Below are 23,640 nucleotides of genomic sequence, written 5' to 3' on the forward strand. Positions count from 1 at the left end.
CCCCTTATGCCTTTGACTCAAATAGACTTTTCGCGACCATGTCCAGCGATTATTGTGGTCGTCCGATTTGAACAGATGGCCGTAGCGGTCCTTGACCTAATGACTGCTATGGCCGGCAAAGTTTTCAGCTGCTTTAGTTCAGGCCGGCCTCGATCCACAGGATACCGCGAAATGCCGCAAGGCGTGCCACTTAAAGCGTAATCCGGCATCTTGCGCGTTTTTCGACCGAAGTGTGGCGATCGGGCAGGCCTATTTTGCTCACCGAATTCTCTGAGTGCGTCAGCTTGTCGACAGCTGGTCCTAATAGAGCGAGAGCGACACCTCGAACCGGGGGCGGACATGGACCCATTTAACACCATCAACACATTCGCCCCAGAGTTCTCTGCTTACAGCGCCGGGGTGCCGCAGGCGCAACAGCAGCAAGCGGATTTTGAGCCGTACTTGGATGAAGTGCCGCAAGTTGGCACCTCTGCGATCGCAGAGGATCCTGTCTCTGCTGATCCCTACTATCCTCATCTGTCGGAAGAAGGCCTTAGACTCGCCGAGACCTTCGGACTTGAGTACCACAGGGCCGACGGTTCTCATCCCGAACATGCAGTCACCGGACGCGAGGACGCCGCTACCCTGATGGATGAGGACTACACCGGCCAGTTGAGGCCTGCGAAGAGGCAGCGGACACTAAGCCAGACGCAACGCGATGCCATTGAGCACCAGCCCAGCGAGCCTAGCAATTCAGCCGCTCGCGAGCCGATTGAAGAGGCCGGCACACCGTTTCGAGCCAGCGGTCCGTTGATCATTCCTGAGGACGACTGCGTTCAGGATCTGCTGTGGGCGATGCTGGAAAACGCCGGCTCATCGTCGTCTCTCGAGCCAACCGAGCGTCATGACCGCGCCGTGGATTCAGGAGCGGCCGTTCGTTCCTTTAACTCGTGGCAGGACGACCAGCGCACGTCAGGCGCGCATGAGGGTAGCAGCGTCCCGCCGAGCCAGGACACCCCACCCGCTCCTTTCATAGTTCATAACGACCGCTTCAGCTTCACGGCGCTGTTCGTGCCCGCGGCGGCGATGAGGGGCGGCTCTCCACTCAATTTGTCAGGCGCACCCATTCATTTCGGATCTCCACCGGATAGCGTTTCGCAGCCGAGCGCACAGCCGGCGAATCGGCCCTCGCCAGCACTGCTTGCGCAGACGATGGAGCAAGCCGCTCCGGCGTCCGCCAGAGCTGAGACGACGCCGCCGCCGGCCCGCGAGATTTACGCCGCATCATTCGCCGTTCCTGAGGGCTTTTCGCACGGCACACAACCCGCCCCAATCGCGATGATCTCGAGGCTCGGCCACTGGGGCCTCTTGCCGGACGCAGCGCAGCCGATGAAGCAATACGACATTCGCGGCGAGCGTTACACGGCCCTCTTGGGGCCGGGAGGACCGAACGACGTTCGGCTCATCCACCATCCACAGATGTAGACACCAGCGATAGTCGCTACGTCAGGGGCCGCTCCAGACAGCTCAGGTAGCGGACATGGTGATGGACCATAGCTTGCTTGAGCGACTCTTGCGAGCTTAGTGGGGCTCAGGGCGGTGCGGATAAGCACTGCCGGCCCCAACGAATTTGCGGGCGCCAACGCTTAGCGGCTCCTTGTTGAGCCGAACAGCCATGGCCCCTTCCTGTTTGTGAACAGCGTGATCACGTTGCGGCTGGTTGCGGCGAGTTGATAGTGCAGAAAAAATCGGAGGTGACTGCCGACCCCTCAGGGGCCGCTCGTCGCTATAATGTCTGCCGATGTATCCACTTTCTTTCTGGCAAGGCACCGGGACGAATGGGGATTGACGCATTCGGCCCCTGCTCTTGAAGGTCTTGATGAAGGTCTTGTCGGCGGCTTGCAGGGTCGCGAGAAAGTCCGGCGTGCCGCCGCGCTGAGAGTCCACAGGTCACGATCACTCGCCTCCTTGATCGGCGCGGATCTTTGCCCGGAATCCCACCGACCTGCAGCCCCTTCCAGCCTCACCCGATGCCGGTGCCGCGGAAGGCGATCCGGACCAAGCAGCCGAAACCAATCCAGAGGAACTCCAAATTGCGATGAAGGCGCGGATAGATGACCCTACCAATTCGTGCAGGAGATTTCGCAGCTCACGTCAGTTAGCTTGCTCGGTGTTAGTGACTGGGAGATTTCTTCGATGTTGATTGTTGAAACTATTTTGAAGCCAGACCAGTTTGGCGGTATTGGACTTTTCTCTGCGACTCGTTTGCCTAAAGGCGCGCTACTTTGGATTCACAACCCGATCGTTGACATTGCGGTGACGCGCGAACAATACGAAGCTCTCGCTCCAACATTTCAAGCTCTACTTGATAAGCATGCCTATCCGAGAGACCACAAGGTTAATGACGGCGTCGTAGAGTATAATGCTGACAACGCTCGCTTCATGAATCACAGCAGTCATCCAAACACATATCAAGACTATCATTGCAGAATTTTCACAGCCCGTGACGTACAACCTGGTGAAGAACTGACTTGCGATTACTTGTCTTTCGAGGGTGACTTATCGTGGAATAAGGAGCTATTGCCGATCTCCAGCTCCTGCTTTCCAAGCCTGGAGCCGGCTCGGACAGGTTGATCCTGCGCCGTACGCGTTGTTCTAGTGATTCAGTGAGCAGTTCTCGACAACCTAAAAATTCTCGCCATCCAATCGCACGGCGGAGCAGTGTCGCTTTTGGAGCGGACTCGCGACGTTCAGGACGTCAGACGCTGCAATCGCATGCAAAAGCAGGTCATAAAGCCGGGATTCTGCATATGAGAGTTGTATTTTGAGTGAATTCACCAGGGTGAGTGTGTGAAGCTGCTTTGCACCTAGGCAGCTTCGGCACCGGACGTGTCTGCAAAGAGGGTTGGCACAGAAGCGAGTTGGTGGGATTGCTTATTGACCCGAGATTCGACGCTTCGAAGTAGGCGCATGTAGTCCCCGCCAACTGCGCTCTGCTCGCCCGGAATAGTTTTAGGATGGAGGCTCCCTGAAATCTGATGCCGTCTAAGCTGTCAGGATTGAAAAGACGGCTCGGAAAGAGCCCTGTCGCGAGTCAGGATGTGCTCAGGCGATTCACGTGGGAGATCAGAGCCATTAATGTGTGTCTGGACGACCTTCGTTCTTTCCAGGCGCATGCGCTGGGCATTGCTGCACCACAAATGATGATCTTGATGGCGTTGATCGACTTGGAAAGGGACGGCGGAGTTCCGGTCAACGTGGTTGCAAAGTTGATGAAGGTTGAGTCCGCCTTCATTACGAGGCATTCGAAAGAGCTTGAGGATAAGCGATTTGTGCGACGTAAGCGCTGCGCGAACGATGCACGAATCGTCAACCTGTCGCTAACCGATAGCGCTCGCAGACAACTTGCGAGCATCGCGGCGCAGCAGGAAGAACTCGATGAGTTTGTTGCTGGTTATCTCGATATTACGGACTTTGCAAAGCTGGCTAGTTGCCTTAGCGGAGTCAGGCAACGGCTGGAAAAGGCTCGCCTGCACGCCGCGTTGAAGATGCAAGAACCTTCAAGAGAGCAGCAGCTGCGGGACGCTAGCCGGTCAACAACTTGAGCCCACGAACCGACTCGCCGCCAACGAGCACCCAAATCCTGGATCGGGAGCTTGGATTTACTATGTCGCTCTGCAACACAGCTCGGGCCGGTGCCCAGTGATCAAATTCGGTGCTCCAAGCTATGGCTGTGCGCATGCTGAAGGAGCCATGCGCCGACAGAAGCTCCAACGCAGCGATTACGTCTACTCTAGCAATGGTTTCTGCATCTTCTTCCGTCAGACGATGATAAGCGATAACTCTGCGGCATTTGGAGGCGCGGTGTTCTACGAGCGCGGCCCAGAGCGCTATCGGCTATCCTCAACAGCTCGTCGCGTCGTTCTCGGTTGAGTAAGAATGATTTCACCATCTAATTTGAGGACAACTGACCGAGATGCGTTCATTTTGCACGAGGCAGGACCCTACACCGTTGCTTGATACTTCTCTTCTGTTAAGAACGCATTATTTTGCAGCCAACCACGACGTGCCATCGAATTGCGGCGAGCACCATCGTCGATGTCTTACAGCAGAGAAGCAGGGATTCCTGGACAACTGCCCCTGCCGGCAGTCGGCTGGTTGAGAGCAGTGGCGCTACGTGATCAAGCGCGCCTGAGCGAGGGCGCATCCTGTGTTCTCGCGTCTTCATAGCAATTGTCACATGACTCCTATTGAAGCAATCAAACGTTGGTACGTGTCCCTGGACGACGAACTTCAATCAGACATCGCGTATATGTTCGTATCTCTTACGCTGGGAGACTGCCAGTTTTCGCCTGCTGCAGCCGTTCGAAGACTGCTGCAATGGTTCGACCTGCGCAGCGCAGGCACGGAATATGAGGATGCGCTAGCCGCGGTCGTGTTTCGCGCCTCGTTCGAATACATGTTTGCCGACCGCTTCACAGCCGCCGGGTGGACCTTTCCCGAACAATTGTTCAAAGACGTGATCCGCGAGGCTGCTGAAGGGAAGGAGGCAAGCAAGTTCGCAACGAGGGCATTTCGGTTGCTGCGTAACCTTCCGGACCGAAAAACGAAATGGAGAGAGGCAGGTGAGAATTGGAACGCCTTGGTCAACTCGGTACTCAACGACGATGCGCTGAAGCAATGGACCCACGACCAATTCCTGGCGAGCGACTTCGGGCCGGCGCAAGACTGAAAATACCCGCTAATATTGCGAGAGCGCCGATTCGGAATGAAATTGCGTGAGACTAGGCAGCGCGACGATTAGAACGGCAACTTCCAAAGAGAGTAGAAAAGGCACCCGAGAGCGCCCCAAAAGAGCACCGCCGCGACAGGGAAATATCGTGATCTAACCAATGGCCGGTTTCCCTTAGGAGGATGTTTGGCGATGTAGCATTGCAACAAGCAGGATAGCGGCGCTTGTAAAGGCTTCGGGGCCGTATTTCTGCTCGGAATTGGCGCTTAGTGGCCGAGTGCATCAATACTCGGGCAGCCAATCAGAGCAGTGGGGCCGCCCTGGCTCACCGCACAGGGCGACCCGTCGCCAATCTGCTGCGGCCGCCGGGCCAAATCGAGAACCGCAGCCGGCCCACTAATGTTAGGACAGATCGCCCGATAATTTTCGGCTTCTTGGAGGGCTGTCTTGATGAATGTCGGCTCAGGCACTGCCTCGAACGGCTGTTATACTCCTCATTTGTCTGTGGCGGAGAAGCACAGGGCTTTAGATATCCGCGGGCCTGGCCGGCATCGGAGAAAAGGCGAGCGCAGAAAAGGTGAGCGAACGAACGCAACAGGAGCCTGCCCGGGCAAATGTTTCAAATCCGCCGCTTGGCTTACCAGCAATTCTGCTTCACATCAGCGCGATTGTCTTCGTTGCTGCCCGAAAGCATAGGTCGGATTGATGCCGCAATAGGCGTATGTACCTGATGCAGTAGCCATGCACTGGTCGTAGGTCGAGAACTGGCAATTGCCCGGATATCCCCAACTGCGTCCCTGCAGACAATAGACGTCCTGGCGTACCGGTGGCGTGTACGAATGAGCCCGCGAACCAGCCGTCGAACGCGATCCTGAGCCGACGAGGATGGGAAGTGCGAGCACTCCGATAAGGAGAAGGTAGCGCATAAGACCTCTTGCCTCCGTTAAGTTCACCACGATACAGGATCTGAATTGCATCCTTTGATCTTAGTCAATGGCAGATTGCCGGGGTCACTCCGCGGGCTAGCGCCGGAAAGAGGATTCAGGGCGACTGGTGCCTGCGGGCGTGACCGAAGTTGAGCGGGACCGTGGGTACACAAAGGCGCAAACAATAAGACGACCCAACGGTACGGCCCCGCGGTCAGGGGGGCCTCGAACGTCGTCAAACCTAGGCGCAGCTTTCCTGCTACTTTCCCCGGCAGCGGGCCTCTTATACGCGCTTCGGCAGTGTTTGTGCGGACCCGCTAGGAGGCAAAATGTACGACCTATACATTCGTTAGCTCCCCGTGACGAACACCGTGCCCGGCCAACATCATGGACGTTCTGGGAGGCCTGCGTGATACTGAGGGGGTGCCGCTATCGAGGCATTGGAAAGCGCTTCGCGACCGATTTGTTTCAGCCGATCGGGCCTCGTCTCACCTGTGCTGGCACCTCCAGAATTTTCAAGGTGACATCAACGCGATCGCTCGTCTCGTACCGGGAGAGGCTCACGCAGACCTCATCGAGGACCAACCGTGATAGCGCAGCTGTAGCGGCGCTCAACATTTGGAGATCCCACAGTGCCGACAGGCGAGCCAGTGTAGGTGCGCAGCAACTCCATAGCGATCAAGCAGAACTCCCGCGAACTAGTCTGCCCTCGCCCAATCCTAGTGGAGTCAAGGTGTAATCCTCAACCCAGGCAATCGCGAGGCAACCCGGAGCAGAGCGCCGCAATGATGGAGGAAGAAGCTGCCTCTTCTACATTCTTGTGCGCGTATTTGTCCTAAAACTGCATTCTCGCGCAGCTCTTGAGCGTCGTCCGGCCGTTTGCCGCGGATTCTTTGCCGCAGGCTTGATTACGAAGCTGAACGAAGGCTCACATCGATTCTGTTGCAGCCCACCGCCTGCTAGCGCAGGTCGATCCCGGCGGGCTGATTGAGTAGAAACCAGTTCAGCGTATATAGCCTATGCTTGGGCAAACGGCCTTCACTCGTATCGTGCCACGCTGGTGCGCGGCACCAACGATACGACTTCTTCTTTTTATACAAGCTTGTTACAACACTCGCGGCCCCCCGCAGATTGCGCGCGACATTGAAAAACGATCGATTCAGTCATTATAATCTTTCAGTGATTCAGGGGTGCCGGATTATGTTTGTAAGTATCACCAGAGACCAACGATCTTGCCATAATGCGCTTAATGAGCTCGGCATATCGAGCCTGTCAATCCGATCGCGTCGCCCATCGGACAGCAGTTTGTATGTCCGTACCGTGTTGATCGCCAGCTGAGTGCATGCAAACCGTAACTCGGACGAGCATGAGGCGGCGCAGCAACGGCTATCGGACAGCCGTTCGGCGAGCACGCCGATATCGGAATGAATGAGCTCGTGGTTGCGCTCGACTCCCTTCAACTGATGGATGATCCGTATCCTAGATCCCCTTTCAGAACGTGTTCGCAATACTTGGCTCGCGTGCCCAAAGCCGTTGCCAATCGCTCGATAACAGTGTTCTCCAATCCCTCGTTTTGCGCGCGCGTGCGAATGTCCGGCACCAGGTCAGGGATCTGCCCGGCCATGGAGATCAGTGTAGCAATGAGCACGTCCGCATCAACACGCGTCTCGCGCGCAACTTTTTTTCCACTGACGCAAGCCAATTTGACCGAGCTTGTATTCACCCCCGACTTTCATGGCGAGTTTGATCTTGCGCTGATCGACGTGGTCATAGGGAAGAATGCTGGCGACGTCGTAGAGGGGGGCGAGACGCACGAGAGGACCGCTGGCCAGAAGCAATGAATAGTTTTTGGCGTGAGCATCAGAACCTCCGATGAGGCAGTTGAAGACCAAAGCGCTGACGAACGTCTCAAGGTCAGCCTCGCGGTCTGTCGAGTAGGTACGCAAGAGCTCGACCACATCGGCAGGCGTTGGTCCGCCCTCGTTCTGGTATTTCTTGGTCGGCGGGATGCCCATGGCCTGACAGATATCTTCCTGATGAACGCGGATGATGTCGTTCCCGCTGACCTGCCGATCGTAGCGTTCAATCACGATCGCGATTTCCTGTTCGAAGCGCATCACCTTGGTTTCAGCGGCTGGCAGCCCGAGTTCGCGTGCGAGCTGCAGGCAGATATGCTCATTCTCGGCGTGACCATCGAAATGGCCCGTCGGTGGTTTCAAAATGTGGGTGGTCGGTATACGCCCGGACGGAATGCCCCATTTGTTGTCTTTGAGGACAAGCGCGGTTTTCGGCTGGCCGCCTGCAAGACAGAATTGACCCGTGTCGCGGGGCAGACGCCAGGCAGCGTGATCCTCTCGCAAGACTCGAAGCCGGTTTGCAATTTCCGGCTTATCCAGCCATTCGATCTTGTCGTCTTTGCCTGTTTTCAGAGCCTGCAATCGTAAGCGGCGTGTTTCCCGCACCTTGTTGCTGTTGAGCAGATCGGCAATATGCGTTCCGTCTTGAAGAGGACGGTTTGTATAGATGATCGAGCGTGTTTTCGACGCATCGCAGCTACGGGTCCAGCGGCGCTGGAGCGACGAGGTCAAGAGACGGATTGTCTCGGAATCCTTTGTGCCGGGCGCGATCGTCTCGGACGTCGCGCGGCGCCATGATCTGTCGCCGCAGCATTTGTCGGCCTGGCGCAAGGCGGTGCGCGACGGGTTGTTGAAGATGCCGGAAGGCACAGAGCCGGTGGCGATGGAGCCGGCTGGATCGGTCGCGATCCAGGAAGCGAGTTCATCAAGCGGTGAGGCTGTTAGCTTGCTCGGCGCTCCACGCCCAGGGCATGAGTTCGTCCAGACGCGAGGCCGGCCAGAGGTTGACGAGTCTGGTGAGGACGTCGGTCAGATAGGCCTGCGGCTCGACGCCGCAGAGCTTGCAGGTCTCGATCAGCGAAGCGATGCAGGCCCAGTTCTCCGCGCCCTCATCATGCCCAGCGAACAGCGCATTCTTGCGATTAAGGACAAGAGGACGGATGCTCCGCTCGACAATATTTGTGTCGAGCTCGATGCGGCCGTCGTCGAGGAATCGCGTCAGGCCACCCCAGTGGTTCAAAGCGTAACGGATGTGCTCGGCGATTGTCGCTTTGCCCGAGACGCGGGTGAGTTGCTGCTCGAACCAGGCCTTGAGCGCCGCGACCTGCGGCTTGCTGCGCTCCTGGCGGACGGCACGGCGCTCATCGGCGCTGCGGCCCCTGATCGTCTTCTCGACGGCATAGAGAGCGGCGATACGCTCGAGAGCTTCACTGGCGATCGGGGCAGGACCGTCCTGGACAACGTCGAAGAAGCGCCGCCGCAGATGAGCCCAGCAGAAGGCGAGCGTGATCGCCGCGTCAGGCGCGGTGTTGGCAATGGTCTTGTAGACGGTATAGCCGTCGCATTGCACGATGCCGCGATAACCGTCGAGCAGCTTCAGCGCGTGGACGGCGCCGCGACCGGGCGCGTAAGTGTAGGCCACTGCCGGCGGATCGGCTCCGCCCCACGGCCGATCGTCGCGTGCGATGGCCCAGAAGAAGCCCTTCTTGGTGCGGCCGCGGCCGGGATCGAGCACTGGCGCTGTGGTCTCGTCGACCGCGATGTTGCGCGCGGTCAGAATGGTCTCGCGCAGCCTGAGCCAGAGCGGACGAAGCTCCGCGGCCGCATAGCCGACCCAGAACGCCAGAACCGAGCGCTTGATGTCGATGCCCTGCGCCAGCAGCATCTGAGCCTGCCGATAGAGCGGCAGGTGCCAGGCATATTTGGCGACCAGCACATGGGCGACCATCGCCTCGGTCGGCAAGCCGCCCTTGATCAGCCGCTCCGGCGCCGGCGCCTGAACCACGCCATCCGTGCAGGCCCGACAGGCGTATTTGGGACGGTGGGTGACGATCACGCGGAACTGCGCCGGGACGACGTCGAGCCGCCGTGAGGTCTCCTCACCGATCACATGCAGAGGCGCGCGGCAGCACGGGCAGCAGGTCACTTCCGGGGCAATCGTGACGTCGATATGCGGCAGATGGGCCGGAAGCGCACCACGGCTGGCGCGACGCCGTTCAGCGCGCTGGCGTGCGCCTGCCGTGTCCTTCCGGTCCTGAGCCGCCTCGTCGCTGGCAATGGCCTGCTCGATGTCTTCGATCGCCAGCTGCAACTGCTCAGGATCGAGCTTCTCCGAGCGGCGACCGAACTGCGCGCGTTGCAGCTGGCGCAAGAGATGCTGAAGGCGATCCATTTGCGACAGCGCCTGGTCGCGTTCGGCGATCGCAGCGTCGCACTTTGCGATCGCAGCGTCGCGCTCCGCGCATGCCGCGGCAACCAGCGCCTGCAGCGCCTCAATATCGGTCGGAAGCTGATCCGTGGTCTCGCTCACGCCCGGCACTCAAGCTGATTCGTGGGCCGTTGTGGAATATTGCAGCCGACGTGATTCAATTGGTCAAAGGGTTTATGACGTTGCGGTCGGCTGAGCAATGTCGCGGGCATGCAGGCGCGACCAGTCCAGGCCGTCCATCAGCGCGGCGAGCTGTGAGGCAGACAAACGCATCACGCCATCGCTGATCGGTGGCCAGCGGAACGAGCTATGCTCCAGCCGCTTCCACAGCAGCACGAGCCCGGACCCGTCCCAGGCAAAAATCTTCAAACGATCCGCGCGCTTTGAACGGAAGACGAAAATCGTTCCCGCGAATGGATCATCATGGAGTTGCTCGCGCACCAGCGCGGCCAGACCATCCGCACCTTTACGGAAGTCCACCGGCCGCGTCGCGATCATGATCCGTACGCCCGCCGAAGCCGCGATCATGTCGTCGCCCTCACGGCCCGCAGCACATCGCGCAGCCACCCCGGATCGACCCCGGCCGCTGCCCGAACCACCGCATCACCAATCTCGATGCTGATCGTTGTTGCGTTCCGCCTTGCCGCTTCCGCGGTCGTCCCAGCGGCGGGGTGCAGCTCCGATACCACCGGAACAAAGAATGGCCCATCCTCCGCCGGCAAGCTCAGCACACCGGCACGCGCGGCCTTGCGCCAAACGAAGAGATGTTGCGGCGCGAGGCCGTGCCGGCGCGCCACCTCGGACGCAACAGCGCCCGGCGCATACGACTCTGCCACGATCCGCCCCTTGACCGCGTCGCTCCACCGCCGCCGACGCCCCGCTCCGACCTGGATATCCACCCGGCCCCGTGGCTCCGAAGCGTCAACCATATCGTCAACCATATATGCGAACCTAACTGTAAATGACGGCTCGCATGTTGCCGATCAGCTCACGCCGAACAAGGTGCGGGAGACACGCCGCTTACCTGCAATCGATCAGGCGTGACGAATTGGATGGCCCCGGCGCAATCCTCGCCGACGTTAGAGATGAGGCAAACACGTTGCGCGCCGATACCTGAAATTTCTTGGCCCAGCGCTCGAGCACCTGCTCGTTGTCAGGAAGCAGCCCCCACAAGAAGGCCTGAACAGTGGCTGGACCGTGCTCCTCGGCCGCAAGCGGCATGGAAAGCGACAGGGGGTAGGCCCCCTCCGCGTTGCGCCATGCATTCTCATAGACGAAGGTCAGCCGGCCGCGCGCGTCACTGCGGACGCGACCGACTTCGGTGCCATCCAAGAGTGCAATGAGCTCGACCATCATGTCTTGCCTTTCTTGGCCTTGGTGACCATGGCGTTGATATCAACTGCGGAGGTAGACCCGGGCTGGTAGGCGCTCAACTATTGGCGTCCACCTGGATGCCGAGAACGTCGAGAGCACGAAGAAGAAGGGCCACCTCTGCGCGGGAATGACCGTGCTCGACGTCGATCACCCATTGACGGCTAACGCCAATCCGCTTGGCCAGTGTCGACTGGTCTAGCTTGAGGCGTTTGCGTCTATTGCGAATGACGGCGCCGACGTCGGGGCGGGTCTGAGAAGATGATGACGTTGCGAGCCATGCTGCGCCTCCCCGCTCGATGCGAGGCTGCAACCCATGCTTCGGTGATTCACCTCTACCGGCCAAGTAGAGCCCACAACCCTGGCCCGTGGATAAGGCGCACAACTACTCCGATATTTAAAGTCGGACCTTACTCGCGATGCCGGTTCTCAGGGAGAACAAGGCGCCGCGGCTCAGGTCGCGGCGGAATTTTTGGTGAAACCGATACAGGAAGTCCGCCGCCCGCTGGGCATTGGACGAGATCTTGAAGATCGCGCGTTTGTCGTTCTTCAGCACCTTGATCCAAGAAGGGATATAAGAGGCGTGCCCCTCCCTCACGTCCGGTGTCAGGCCGAGATCGGCGGACAGGAAGGCGGCGCCAAGCTCTGCGACCAACTCTTCCATAGCATAGCCTTCATCGCCGAAGCGCTTGCGGCCAAACTCGCGATTCAGGTGGCTCTCCTGGCATGTAGGGTCCAATGCCATTCATTGCGCACGTCGCGGCAGAAATGGAAGTACGTGGCCCTCACCTTTTCAGGTGGTGTACCGACCTTCGCCAGAGTACCTGCGAAGCTTGTGGAGATGGCCACCACGATCGGTCGGAGCGAGATGTAAAACAGTGCGGGCGCGGCTCGTTGCTAACCGGACCCGGGGGCTGAAACCAGGCCAACTAGTCCGTACCACATCCGCACTGCCGCTGAGACTAGCGGAAAGATGACTCGGCGCTGATCGATCTGGAGCAATAGCGCTGTCCCTGCCATATCCCGTTAACCCCAAAAGACTCTGTATCTGTGATAGCTTACCGCAAGCTGACAGGCCTTTGCGCAGTCGGTCAATGATACGTGTGGGCTATCAATACCCGCTCAATCTGCCACGGAAATTCCTGCAATCGCTCAGACATCGTCACGACTGCAGGATCAGCCGGACGGTTCAGGCTGCTGATCGGTGACACATTGTCGGTTGCGGACCGTACCATCGTAGATACTCCACCCGTTAGCGGGCAGGTCTCGCTGTGGCGTCAAAATTGCGAATTCGGTGCTTTGAGCCGCCCATACCTCCGCCGTGCATATTGTACTGCCATGTTCTTCGCACTCCGCGTATCGGTCGATTGCCGGAATGCATTTGTGGAATTGCAGTGAGCCTTCAACCGGGGCATCCTGAGGATTGACGAAAAAGCGAGCAAGATGAGGATTGCACACTTTTGGCTCGCTGATACGAGAGAAATACAGCATCGCACGACTGAGCGACATAACGCCGGTCAGCACTAGCAGGCTGTTGAAGAACTCAGCCGCGTTCGCAAACGAAGCCTGACTCCTCGCCATTGTGGATGCAGAAGTGGCCGACGAGCCTGCCTGCAGTGCCGATCATGACCCATCCGGGACCGCAGACGGGATCATTCTCGTCGTGCCCTTCCCATGAGAACTCCGCGCAGGCCGAACCGTCTCGCGCGCCGTAGCGGACATCGAGAAAGCCCTTCAGCGCACCGAAGGCAATTTCACCGTCGGACTTGCCCTCAAAGGTGAGATGCGCCTCTTCGACAAGATCGAGGAAGTCGCTGTCCCAGTTGTCCATTTCGACGATGCGCCATCGGCCGGCAAAGGCCTTGGCGAAGCCGGGCACCTTGGCCATCAGCCGGCCTCCGCTATCAGCTTGGGCAGCCGCACCAGATTGTAGGCGGCGGCAGCGAAGGTGAAGGCCCATCCGACGCGATCACGGCCACGGAAGCTGGTCTTCTCTTGCCCGGCTACCGTCTTGATCCAGCCGAATGCCTCCTCGATGCGCTTGCGGATGCGCTGGCTGACGGCATAGCCGCCGTGCCGGGTCGTTCGCCCGTCGATCGTAGAGCTGCGGCCACTGGTGTTCTGCGCAACGTGCGGCGTCACGTTCATCGAGCGCAGCTCGTTGACGAAGTCTTCTGCATCGTAGGCCTTGTCGGCGCCAAGCGTGATCGCTGTCGGCCGGTCGGCATGAGGCTCGATCATGTGCAGCGCGGCCACCCGTTCGGCATGCCCATCGGCCTGCGTCAGGCAGGCGTGGACCAGCAGGCCGTGGCGGTTCTCCATCAGCCCATGCCCGATGAAGCACAGCTTCGTCTCCTTGCCTTTGCCCTTGCGATAGAGCCTGGCATCGGGATCGGTGGTCGAAGCATGGGTGTCGTTCGAGCGTTTCTGGCCGTGAAAGTCAGCTTCCGCATTGCGCCCGCCGCCTTGCGCCGGCGGCTCGCCAAAGCTGTCCTTCGGCTTGACGCTCTTCATCGAGGCCCACGCCTCGATCAGCGTACCATCAACCGAGAAGTGATCGCTCGATAGCAGCTTTTTCACCTTGGGCTGCGCCAGCACCGCGGCGAGGAACTTGGCCGCTATGTCGCCTTCCAGCAGCCGGTCGCGGTTCTTGGAGAACACCGAATGGTCCCAGGCTGCGTCGTCAACGCCGATGCCGACGAACCAGCGGAACAGTAGATCGTATTCCAGCCGCTCCATCAGAAGCCGCTCCGAACGGATCGAATAAAACGCCTGCAACAGCATCGCCCGCAGCAGCTTCTCCGGCGGGATCGATGGCCGCCCAATTGGCGAATAGAGCGCGGCAAACTCGCGCTCCAGCGCCGACAGCGCCTCGTTCACGATGGTCCGGATCGCGCGTAGCGGATGATCACGCCGTACCCGCGCTTCCAGGTCAACGTAGCTGAACAGTTCGCCCGTTCGATTGTCGCCCCCGCGCACGCACCATCTCCGAATCTCGTCGGAGCTAATGAATCACGGTCGCCGCTCGGCGGCGAGTGCCTTTTTCAACAGCCTGCTAGACGGAAATCAGCGTGGACGCGACTTGGTGCCTATCGAGGGGACTTGATGAAAAAGGCGCTATCGCTATCCGCATCCGCACCGCCAATGAAGTTAGCCACGGGATCGAGAGGATGGCGCACCGGTATGCCGCGAGGGCTGTTCACACGAAATGCCCCGTGGGTATTAACGTAACGAGAAATCGACCTTGAGTCACCTACCCGGACTGATAGGCGAGACTAAGGGGTGGCTGATCGCTCGGATTCACCTCCAGGGAGATACTATAGTCTGCGGAGAATGAGCAAAGACGGGCTTGCTGGCGCCGCCGCCGATAACGGCGTCCGCCAAGCGTCATCATTGAAGTAGATCTTAGTCCTCGACATCACTCATCGACAAGCCGCTGGGATGCATAAGTATATTCCAAAGAGATCCGGCGTGCCTGTTCAATGAGGTTGGCGGCGGCGCTATGGCCCCCGTCGATATTCTCATAGTAGAGGTACGGTTGGCCCAACGCAGCGAGCCTCGCCGCTGCCTTGCGGCCATGCGCTGGATGCACGCGGTCGTCCTTGGTGGACGTGAGAATAAAGGGGGACGGGTAGGTCGTGCCTGGCACCAACCTCTGATAGGGCGAGTAGGCCTCGAGCCATTTGCGCTGTTCGGGAATAGTGGGATCGCCATACTCGCCGATCCAGGAGGCTCCGGCGCCCAGCTTGGTGAACCGAACCATGTCGAACAGCGGAACCTGTAAGATGGCCGCATTGAAGAGCTCGGGTCGTTGGGTGATTGCTGTCCCTACCAGGAGGCCTCCTTGGCTACCGCCGACTACGCCCAGCCGGCGGGGAGAAGTGATTTTGCGCCGGATCAAGTCCTCCGCGACGGCGATAAAGTCATCCCATGTGCGCTGCTTCGTTGCTCCTTGGGCAGTCTGGTGCCATTGGGGCCCGAACTCACCCCCGCCACGCAGGTTCGCAACAACATACGTGTTGCCCTGCTCGAGCCAGAGTCGTCCAGTGAGGCCCAGGTAAGAGGGGACGAGCGGAGTCTGAAACCCACCATAGCCATAGAGAAGCGTTGGAGTTGATCCGTCAAACCTTGCGCTCTTGGGGCGTAGCAGAAAGTAAGGAATGCGGGTGCCATCGCGCGAGATTGCCTCAAACTGTTCGACGACAAGTCTCGAGGCGTCGAACCTAGGAGGTGTCGCCTTCAGCGTCTCAAGGCGTTCGGTTGCAGCGTCGAAGTACCAGAGCATCGTCGGGCTAAGAAAGCTGGAGACGGTGAACATCGCCTCGTCCGTTTCATGCGATGCCGCAGCCAGACCGACGCTCGCATTCTCTGGAAGCGGGATCGGCGTGGCCTGCCAGGCGCCCTGATGGTACTTGTAGACGAACGCCCTACTCTGAACATTGTCGAGAATCGTTAGGATTAACAAGTTTCTTGTGGCGGTGAATCCGCTCAGTGCTTGTCGAGGCCCAGGCTTGAAAACGAGCGTGGGTCTGGCGCGCAGCGGATCCTGCTTCCATTCGGCCAGGTCATACGAGATGATCGAGCCGGCTGAGAAGGAGGTGTCGCCGGACGGTGACGTCCAGTCTTCGTTTAGCGTCACCAGCAGGCGACCACTCGCGATGCCCCCGATGGTCGCCTTCTTTGGCAGATTGAGCTTAGTCGGCTTGAACCCAAAGCGAACATATTCGTGCTCGAATGCACTGATGCTGCGGACGGCGCCGGTCGCATGGACCGTGCCCTCACTATCGCGCAGCACGAATGGTGTGGCCCCGACATCGGTCGGCTCGCCCCGGAAGACCTCGTGCGCTTCCACGAGCGACTGAGCGCGCTTGAGCTCCTTCACAACGAAAGGGTAACCGGCTTGCGTCATGGTCCCTTCGCCCCAATCTCGTGCAATGAGGACCGTGTCGCTGTCTACCCAAGTGACCTCCTGTTTTCCCTCGGGAAGTGCGAAGCCGTTCGTAACGAAGGTTTTGGCGACTGCGTCGAACTCCCGGACGAACACAGCGTCCTTTCCGCCCTCGGACAGGTTGAGCAAGCATAGGCGCTCTTCGGGCGGGAGGCAGCTCACCCCTTTAAGAACCCAGTTCTTCTTGTCCGCGTCAGCGAGAGCATCCACGTCGAGGATGGTCTCCCATTGAGGGCTCTGGGTGCGATAGCTTTCAAGCGTCGTACGCCGCAAGACGCCGCGCACCTGGTTCTCGTCCTGCCAGAAATTATCGAGACCGCGCCGTCCCAATGAGACGTACGGAATCCGGTCCTTGGCCTGAAGAATGTAGAGCGCATCGCCGTAGAAGCGCTGGTAACGTGGATCGGATTGGAGCGCACTGAATGTCTTGTCGTTCTGGGTGTGAGCCCAAGCCAATGCGCGCGGCCCTTCGATCTCCTCAAGCCAAAGAAAAGGATCCTCGGCTCCGGTCGCAGGCCCTAGCGTCTGGGACAGTCCCGCGGCCATCAAACAGCTCATGGATAGCGACGCTGCAAGAAAAAGCGAATTCTTCATGGAGTAGTCCTAAAGTTGGCCAGCCGGACTTGAGCGTCTTGCTAGGTGAGCGGAAGCATCGGAGGATGCATACTCGGCTTCAAAGCGCGGGCATGCGGGAATTGCGTCCGCTGGCTTTCGGTGGAGCAAGCAGCGTGCCGGTTGAAAATTGGAGGTTCTCCAGTCGCTCCAACCCATGTAAGTGTCGACTTTTGGACGTCCGTCTCAAACCTGACAATCGGTTCTTACTAAGGGCGGCATGTTGCGCAGCGGCCGCCTTGCTCATCGTCGCAGTAGGTAAATCCTCGATGATCGCTTGCGCCACCGCTCGGCCACTCACAACTCGGCGCTGCGGGCAGCATCGTCCGCCGAAAGTTTCGACTTTAGGTGTGAAGTGCGAGCACAAGTCCGATCTTCGCGGCCTGCTGATCGCGTTGGCTGGCACCATCGGCGCCCCGCGCAGGCCGCCGGTACTCGACGTCATTTGTGGCCTGTTGGCTGGGAGAGACTCGAGGCGATTGGCGTTCAGCAACGCCTTTGTCCGCCAGCCAAACGCGTAACCTGCGGTAGGTTCGGTGGCCTAGCCTGTATGGAAGGCGCTAGACGCCACGATTGCTATATTCCGCAGCGGGATCCCTTCTGAGCAACCGTGACCGCGGCGAGCCCCAACATCACGTCGCCGGTGAACCCGAAATGGAGACGATAGAGCCACCAGATTGCGCAGCACCGGTCGAGATCGTACATGGCGAGCGCGCGCCTTCTTGCTACAGCCATCCGGGCCATCGGCTTCATGCCTAGTATTATCTGGAAACCTCGACGTCTCGGGGCCAGCACTCTCCATTTGAAGACTTTTTGGTCGGTGATGGCTCGCTGTCCGCCGCGTGCAGCTGCAATAGATTGGGACGTGAGATTGATGTTCGTCATAGCGCCTTCTTCCCGGTTCGAAGCTGTTTGCACACGCCTATGTGCATGCGGCTTTGCTGTGATCCTAAGGAGGAGGCAGTGCTTGCAAAACGCCCAGATCTGGTAGCGCCAATTGACAGGATCGCGATCCAATAAACTCGCCCAATCCCACTGCTACGCAAAGCGACTGAGCCACTTGCGACGATCGTTGCAGATATGTAACCTTTGCTTCCGCCTCCCTCAGAATACCTCCGCGCCCACAAGGCTATGTAGGCTCGCACCGCCTACGCCGCTCCCGCGTATACCTTGCACGGCTACCGGTTTCGCCGCCCAATTTGCGCGAACCCAGCCGACATCGAGCGCTGGTCGGCGGCCGAGTAGCCCTGCCTGAGCGCGCCGGCAAGTCTCCGCCTCGCTGAGCAACACCGGACAGCTCGGGCCCCCGCAAGCACACCATCGTGCAGCATTTGTTGGGACCGCTCAGACGCAAAGCAGCCGAGACGATCATCCCGCGCACGGCTAGAGGTACGGCGCTGGCCGCGTGTAATGGGCCCAGTCCTCCTGCGTGCCATGGTGCAACCTCGGACTGGTCGACGGCAGTAGCCACATCACTCAAGGGAAAGTAACATCCTCAGGTTAGGCAATACGGGTTATATTGCAGGCCGGATGACACGTCGGCACCACCCAAACGAAATGGCCAGGATGGCCGTGAATCTCGTGGGCTCCCAGTGGGTCCGATGATGCGAACCCACTGGTTGCTGAGCGGTGAATTATCTATCCGGGTAAGGACAACCGAAGTGACCGCAGGGCTCCAGTCCGGCGCGATCGCTTCACCGTCGGGTTGCGTCTCATACCCGCGTAAGCTTAACGAACCCTCCTTCGGCTAATTCGGCTTTGTAGGCCCGTCCGTTAAGCTGGATTGTTGTCGGGTTCCTTTCGGTCGGCATGAAACCTTCTTCGCGCAGCTTGTCCATCAGGGCAGGTGTGGCCCATTGCTGTGCTAGCGGCGTTCCGAAGCGCCGGTGCTCCGTCCAGAAAGCTCCGAATTCCGGTAGCCCCGCCCGGCCGGCCGCAACCACTTGGTCCTCCGCAGGGTTATGAAAAAGAAGAACGCGATTGGACCCATCCAAACCGGCCGTGTAGCGGTGACCTCGGATTTCATAGGTCATCGTCGGCTGGTCCGAGTCCGGCAAGAGACCTTGGTGGAACAGCCTCTCGACCATGAAGTCAGGGGCGATTTGCGAACCGTGTGAGAATCTCGGGGGAGCGGCGAATGAGACATCTACCGCTTCCTCAGGTACGGCAGATGATGATGGTCCCGCTTCATTCATGATCTGACTGAACAAATCATGATCTTCTTGTGTCCAGACGTGCGCCGTTGGTGATTCTGGTGAACGGGCATTGTCGACTCGGTTCGGATCCATAAAGCTCTCCTTTCTATTATGAGAACAAAGGCCTCTTGAAGATCTCCCCATGGAGTGAGCTGAAGTTCGTCACGAATTTAGACATTGGCGGCTTCGTCATCGAGAGGCCAAGCTTGAGTGTTAAAGAGGCTGGCTTTCGAGAAGCTGACAAAGGTCGAAGAAGGGAGACAAACCCGCGACCACATCTGCCACGCCTGATGCGATCATCTGCGAGCCAAATCTCGTTCCGCCTGACCTCCCAATCGGCGCGCAGGTCTGCGTCGTGCATTGCATTCACCTGGCGGTGAAGCTGGTTAGGAGGTCCAGGCGATGCGGACCGCGGCCAGATCCAGCCTTGCATCGAACGCGTGCATTTCGATCTCTGCTCTCGACCAGTCGTTCTGGCTTACACTTCGAGCCTATGCACTGGCCGCTAACCGTAGCCGCACCAGCGCGAAAACGGACGAGAGCGCGACCTACGTGAGGGTCCGGCAACCGCGGAGCGAACTGCTCACCTGGTTGGATGAAGAACGAAATTGCTCAGACGCAAAGCAGCCGAGACGATCATTCAGGTGCGGTCGTGCCGGTGGTCCCGGGACTGCGGATGGCACTGCGTGTAATGGGAGTTCGCGACGTCCCCAGTGCCTCTGATCCTGCGCGCCATCATGGAACTTCGGACCGACAGCCGGAGCTACATCGGTCGAGCGGATGCTACATCCTCGGGTGAGCCAATACGAAGGGCCCAATTTGTCCTCGCTGCTATTGACGCTCTGCGTCATGCAGATGGCGCTCGTGTCAGGGCGCGCTTAGAGGAAGCGGACATTTCAGCGGCGAGTTCGACACCGCGCACGAATTACGACGATTTTCCTTATTCAGGGAGACGAGTGAATTCTCTTTCCAACGGTCCGTGGGGATGAAACGTAGGCCACATTCGTGCTCGCCCCTCCGGGCACACGAACGGTAGCCCGCACGTTGTGTGGCGTCACTGATTTGCGTTAACAGCTCCTCAAGTGGTTGACCAAGATGTACGCCCCTGAAACTTTGTCAGCGCTCACAAACGACTTGACTCGGCATCGTCGGCGTCGAGGCCCCGCGCCTTGTCCCCGTCCTCAGGACGCCCTCGCGCCGGAGATAGCTGAGATGCACGGCGGGCGGCTCCGAACGCACGGATGACGGACGGTCTGGGTCTTGATTGTCTCCAGATGCGAGCGGCCCCTGAGCAGACGGGTCGCCCGCTCGCTGGCGACCCGGCCGTGGCCGCAGGTGGAGCACCGATAAGTGGTGATCAGGCGCGAGAAACCGCCGCAGGCTAAGCGGCGGCAAGCGCCTTGGCGATGAAGGGCCTAGCCCATTAGCTCCTTAGGGAGCGGACGCAACCTGGCCGAGGCGGAATGCCTCGAGTCGTCGTCAGTCGTGTGCGACGCCCGTCAATTTTGTCGCACACTCGCCGCAGCAGCGCAAAAGTCTGCAGCCACCTGACGAATGCAGCAGGTTCGCATATTTGTCTTTGCCGCCCATGCCAGCGATCAAATCAAGGGCTAAATGGTGGCGGAGAGGCAGGCATTTTTATTGCAGACGTTACGGTGAGCTTCGTCGTGACACGCCTCAGCAACATCTTGCTTGGCGAAATGGCCGTGTGAGACGGGAGCGGGCAGTGCAATGCAACAGTGCGACCTACCTGGCCAAAATATTTGGGCAGAGATCGCGCTTCAGATTAGGTTGAGGATGTCGAGGCAATCTACTCGAGAGGGGCTGGAGCCGGTCCTCGATCCCGTAGACGAACGCTTGACGAGCCGCGCCGTGTTGGGCGCAACCATCGGCAATATTCTCGAATTCTACGACTTCGGGACCTACAGCTTTTTCGCGATACAGATCGGCCAAGCGTTCTTCCCGGCAACCGACTCGTTCGCTAGCCTCATGCTATCACTCGCAACCTTCGGCGCAGGTTTTGTGACCAGACCAATCGGGGCCATCGTACTCGGCTCGTATTCGGATCGGGCCGGCCGGCGGCCCGCGATGACCGCGAGCTTTGCCATGATGAGTGCCGCGGTCCTATTGTTAGCTATCACGCCATCGTATGAGACAATAGGACTTGCCGCTCCGTCACTGGTCGTCTTCGCACGCTTGCTGCAAGGCTTTGCTCTCGGAGGTGAAGTGGGGCCGACGACCGCCTACTTGATGGAAGCAGCTCCCGCTGACGCGCGTGGTCTTGCTGTCTCCTTTCAGCCCGCGAGCCAACAGATAGCTGCGACGGCCGGAGCGTTGGTTGGAGAAATGCTCTCGCTCAGCATGACAAGCGAAGCGCTCAATGCGTACGGATGGCGGATCGCGCTGTTGCTCGGCGCCGCTACGTTGCCGTTTGGACTTTGGTTGCGAAGCGTCTTACCCGAAACGTTGCACCGGCCCGAGACGCACGTCCTGGTCACCCAGCCTGGAGGGCAAGCGCATTCCAATCGCCGCATCATGAGCTTGGGATTTGTCATTTTGACCAGCTGCACGATCACTACTTATGTAACGGGATATATGACCACCTACGCCTTGAACACCCTCCACGTTTCCGCGCCGCTCGCCTTTGGTACCACGCTCATCAGCAATGCGGTCGGGATTGCTGCAGCACTGCTGGGCGGCCTGCTCGCCGACCGCGCAGGCCGTCGTCGCATCATGATATGGCCGCAGGTCACTGCATTGCTGATGACCTATCCGGTGTTCTTGTGGATTGCAGAGAGCCGCAGTGCCTTCGCACTTCTAGGAGGTCTCGGCGCCCTCACCCTGATCGGAACGATTCCGTATAGCGCCTTCTACGTGAGCATGGCCGAAGGGCTGCCGAGGAACATTCGTGGTGGCGCCTTCGCGACGATCTACGCTTTTGCGATAGCGATTTTCGGAGGCACAGCTCAACCAATCGTCACCTGGCTGATCCACCTTACCGGGAGTGCACTCGTGCCCGCCTGGTACATGCTTTTCGCTAGCGCGGCCGGGCTCTTTGCCATGCTCATGATGCCGGAGACGGCACCACTCAATTTCACACCCAACCATAAACGAAACGTCGTCACGCCACGACGGCTACCCTAGGCATAGCGGGAACAATGGACATCCATGGCGTCCGAAATGCGAACCATTGAATGGAAGAGCGCTATGGGCGTGGCATGGAAAGCAAGAGAAATTCGACCAGTTTTAGTCGAGCTGGGGCTCGCATCGGAACAGATCGTGGGGGTCTAAAACGACTTTTCCCGTTTACGCCACGTTCGCCGATGCGGCGGTTGCCCATTGGGCAGTAGTCACCGATGGGCTGAAAGACCAATCACTTTGATCATCTTAAGAGAATTAAGACGGCGCCGCTTGCACCATCTGCCATTGTAACCGTACGGCACGAGGACGCGGCCGCTGTCGGAGCAAGCGGCCGCACGAGGCTCAATCCTCGTTTCTCTACTTGACTTGTTTTCAGTCCTCAGTGTCGCACGCACGAGGGATCGGTCAAACAAAAGAACAGGTCGCAGATACCTTCCAAGGGGTCGTCCGCGCACTGAGGATATGATGTATCGGCTACCTCCACCCTGCCGGCAACCGGTTGCGCGGCAACTTTGGCAGAAAAAGGAGGCACCACCGCCGTTGCAAGCGCGAAGGCGCTCGCCGTCACTAACACAGACTTTTTCATTCGAGAAATCGCTTCCCTAGCTTAGCCCCAACCGTCCTCGACGGTCTATATGACGATCCTGTAAGCGGTAAAATTGATTTTCTTGATCAGATCTATCTACGGAATGGATAAGCTCGGACATGACCGTATGGCTCAATCTTAACCCGCTCGGAACCTGCAAATCTGCTTCATGATCGAACGCTCGACGAGCCTCGGAGCCGTCGATGTATGTGCCGGAGCGCTCGAGAGCAGCCTCTTTTGGATTTAACTTGTAGTGTCTGAGCGAGGCCGCAGTCGGTTGCATGGTCGCGAACATGCGCTCCCCGAACGCAGTTGCGTTACACTTTGACCCGCTTCCATCACCGCGTCGGCGGAGCCGATCTCTGCGGCATGCTAGCAGCCAGCGTGACTGCATTCGTGACCAGAGCTTGCCACCGCCGAATATGGTTGTTGGACGTAGCCTTTCCCGATCTCAAATTAGCCAGCCGAAGAGTTAAGACGGGATAGGGACGATGGCGGCATCTCGGCTGAACTCATCTCAGGAAATTGACAACAGGTCACCACCAAAGCAAGGGCTCAGATTTTCTCAAGCGATGGCAATAGTCAGCTTATCGACGGCTCAGCATCCTAGCATGGAATATCTCGTTTCAGAAAAGAGGCTCGACCTGATCAGCTCAAATCTGGAAGAGGAGAATGGGCCGGATCCCCTCAACAGACCGAGTCGTTCGAGAACCGGAGCGTGCGGCGGACTAAGCCGGCCCGCAAATCCTTTTCTCGCTGACGCAGAGCCGACGGAAGCTACGCCCCGACCGCTACACGAGGTTGTCGAAAATTGGTTGGGACAGGACCCAATTACACTGGCAACGTAAGGCCTCGCCGACGAGCCC

Annotated in this window: 16 protein-coding genes and 3 pseudogenes; 6 read left to right on the forward strand and 13 right to left on the reverse strand. The window is 58.9% G+C overall.

Annotated elements, in window-relative coordinates:
- Nucleotides 1–339: 339 nt before the first annotated feature.
- The 4 genes from QA649_RS36305 to QA649_RS36320 all read left to right on the forward strand — a co-directional run bounded on the left by QA649_RS36305 (nt 340) and on the right by QA649_RS36320 (nt 4,711).
- Nucleotides 340–1,464 carry a hypothetical protein gene (locus QA649_RS36305; protein ID WP_283021385.1) on the forward strand — a complete coding sequence of 375 codons (1,125 nt, stop codon included), beginning with the start codon at nt 340–342 and terminating at the stop codon, nt 1,462–1,464.
- Between the two features lie 711 nt (nt 1,465–2,175).
- Entirely contained in the window at nt 2,176–2,613 is a 438-nt protein-coding gene (locus tag QA649_RS36310; RefSeq protein WP_283021386.1) for an SET domain-containing protein, read from the forward strand.
- A 404-nt stretch (nt 2,614–3,017) separates the two neighbouring features.
- Complete coding sequence (locus QA649_RS36315; protein WP_283021387.1) at nt 3,018–3,584, forward strand: MarR family transcriptional regulator; 567 nt, start codon at nt 3,018–3,020, stop codon at nt 3,582–3,584.
- A gap of 635 nt (nt 3,585–4,219) precedes the next feature.
- Nucleotides 4,220–4,711 carry a hypothetical protein gene (locus tag QA649_RS36320; RefSeq protein WP_283021388.1) on the forward strand — a complete coding sequence of 164 codons (492 nt, stop codon included), beginning with the start codon at nt 4,220–4,222 and terminating at the stop codon, nt 4,709–4,711.
- A 659-nt stretch (nt 4,712–5,370) separates the two neighbouring features.
- Here QA649_RS36320 and QA649_RS36325 read toward each other — a convergent pair.
- Together QA649_RS36325 and QA649_RS36330 are read right to left on the reverse strand one after the other, a co-directional pair.
- Nucleotides 5,371–5,637: a DUF3551 domain-containing protein gene (locus QA649_RS36325; protein ID WP_283021389.1), complete on the reverse strand. Its 267-nt coding sequence runs from the start codon at nt 5,635–5,637 to the stop codon at nt 5,371–5,373.
- 1,655 nt (nt 5,638–7,292) lie between these two features.
- A complete protein-coding gene (locus QA649_RS36330; RefSeq protein ID WP_283026176.1) occupies nt 7,293–8,099 on the reverse strand; it encodes a HipA domain-containing protein in 807 nt (268 codons plus the stop codon).
- Nucleotides 8,100–8,160: 61 nt separating this feature from the next.
- On the opposite strand from QA649_RS36330, the pseudogene QA649_RS36335 reads away from it, so the two are divergent.
- Nucleotides 8,161–8,322 (forward strand): annotated as a pseudogene (locus QA649_RS36335) (transposase); the annotation flags it as partial.
- Nucleotides 8,323–8,418: 96 nt separating this feature from the next.
- On the opposite strand, the gene QA649_RS36340 reads toward QA649_RS36335, so the two are convergent.
- The 11 genes and pseudogenes from QA649_RS36340 to QA649_RS36390 all read right to left on the reverse strand — a co-directional run bounded on the left by QA649_RS36340 (nt 8,419) and on the right by QA649_RS36390 (nt 19,140).
- Nucleotides 8,419–10,023 carry an IS66 family transposase gene (locus QA649_RS36340; RefSeq protein WP_283021390.1) on the reverse strand — a complete coding sequence of 535 codons (1,605 nt, stop codon included), beginning with the start codon at nt 10,021–10,023 and terminating at the stop codon, nt 8,419–8,421.
- Between the two features lie 72 nt (nt 10,024–10,095).
- On the reverse strand, nt 10,096–10,449 hold the full coding sequence (gene tnpB / locus QA649_RS36345) for an IS66 family insertion sequence element accessory protein TnpB (protein ID WP_283021237.1): 354 nt from the start codon (nt 10,447–10,449) through the stop codon (nt 10,096–10,098).
- Nucleotides 10,446–10,796 (reverse strand): annotated as a pseudogene (locus QA649_RS36350) (transposase); the annotation flags it as partial. The gene tnpB and the pseudogene QA649_RS36350, both read right to left, overlap by 4 nt.
- Nucleotides 10,797–10,941: 145 nt before the next feature.
- Nucleotides 10,942–11,277: a HipA N-terminal domain-containing protein gene (locus tag QA649_RS36355; protein WP_283021391.1), complete on the reverse strand. Its 336-nt coding sequence runs from the start codon at nt 11,275–11,277 to the stop codon at nt 10,942–10,944.
- A gap of 73 nt (nt 11,278–11,350) precedes the next feature.
- Entirely contained in the window at nt 11,351–11,677 is a 327-nt protein-coding gene (locus QA649_RS36360) for a helix-turn-helix domain-containing protein (RefSeq protein WP_349254048.1), read from the reverse strand.
- A gap of 12 nt (nt 11,678–11,689) precedes the next feature.
- Nucleotides 11,690–12,033: pseudogene (locus QA649_RS36365) on the reverse strand (zincin-like metallopeptidase domain-containing protein); the annotation flags it as partial.
- A gap of 802 nt (nt 12,034–12,835) precedes the next feature.
- Complete coding sequence (locus tag QA649_RS36370; protein ID WP_283021393.1) at nt 12,836–13,180, reverse strand: hypothetical protein; 345 nt, start codon at nt 13,178–13,180, stop codon at nt 12,836–12,838.
- The gene (locus QA649_RS36375) at nt 13,180–14,271 is read right to left on the reverse strand and encodes an IS5 family transposase (protein WP_283021394.1); all 1,092 of its coding nucleotides are present in this window, start codon (nt 14,269–14,271) and stop codon (nt 13,180–13,182) included. The genes QA649_RS36370 and QA649_RS36375 overlap by 1 nt, the downstream gene beginning before the upstream one ends.
- A gap of 439 nt (nt 14,272–14,710) precedes the next feature.
- On the reverse strand, nt 14,711–16,834 hold the full coding sequence (locus QA649_RS36380; RefSeq protein WP_283021395.1) for a prolyl oligopeptidase family serine peptidase: 2,124 nt from the start codon (nt 16,832–16,834) through the stop codon (nt 14,711–14,713).
- 594 nt (nt 16,835–17,428) lie between these two features.
- Complete coding sequence (locus QA649_RS36385) at nt 17,429–17,737, reverse strand: hypothetical protein (protein WP_283021396.1); 309 nt, start codon at nt 17,735–17,737, stop codon at nt 17,429–17,431.
- Nucleotides 17,738–18,564: 827 nt separating this feature from the next.
- The gene (locus tag QA649_RS36390) at nt 18,565–19,140 is read right to left on the reverse strand and encodes a hypothetical protein (RefSeq protein ID WP_283021397.1); all 576 of its coding nucleotides are present in this window, start codon (nt 19,138–19,140) and stop codon (nt 18,565–18,567) included.
- A gap of 1,704 nt (nt 19,141–20,844) precedes the next feature.
- Between QA649_RS36390 and QA649_RS36395 the strand changes: the two genes are divergently transcribed.
- The gene (locus QA649_RS36395; RefSeq protein WP_283021398.1) at nt 20,845–22,191 is read left to right on the forward strand and encodes an MFS transporter; all 1,347 of its coding nucleotides are present in this window, start codon (nt 20,845–20,847) and stop codon (nt 22,189–22,191) included.
- Nucleotides 22,192–23,640: the final 1,449 nt, after the last annotated feature.

This window comes from Bradyrhizobium sp. CB1717 (assembly GCF_029714325.1).
Lineage (GTDB): Bacteria > Pseudomonadota > Alphaproteobacteria > Rhizobiales > Xanthobacteraceae > Bradyrhizobium.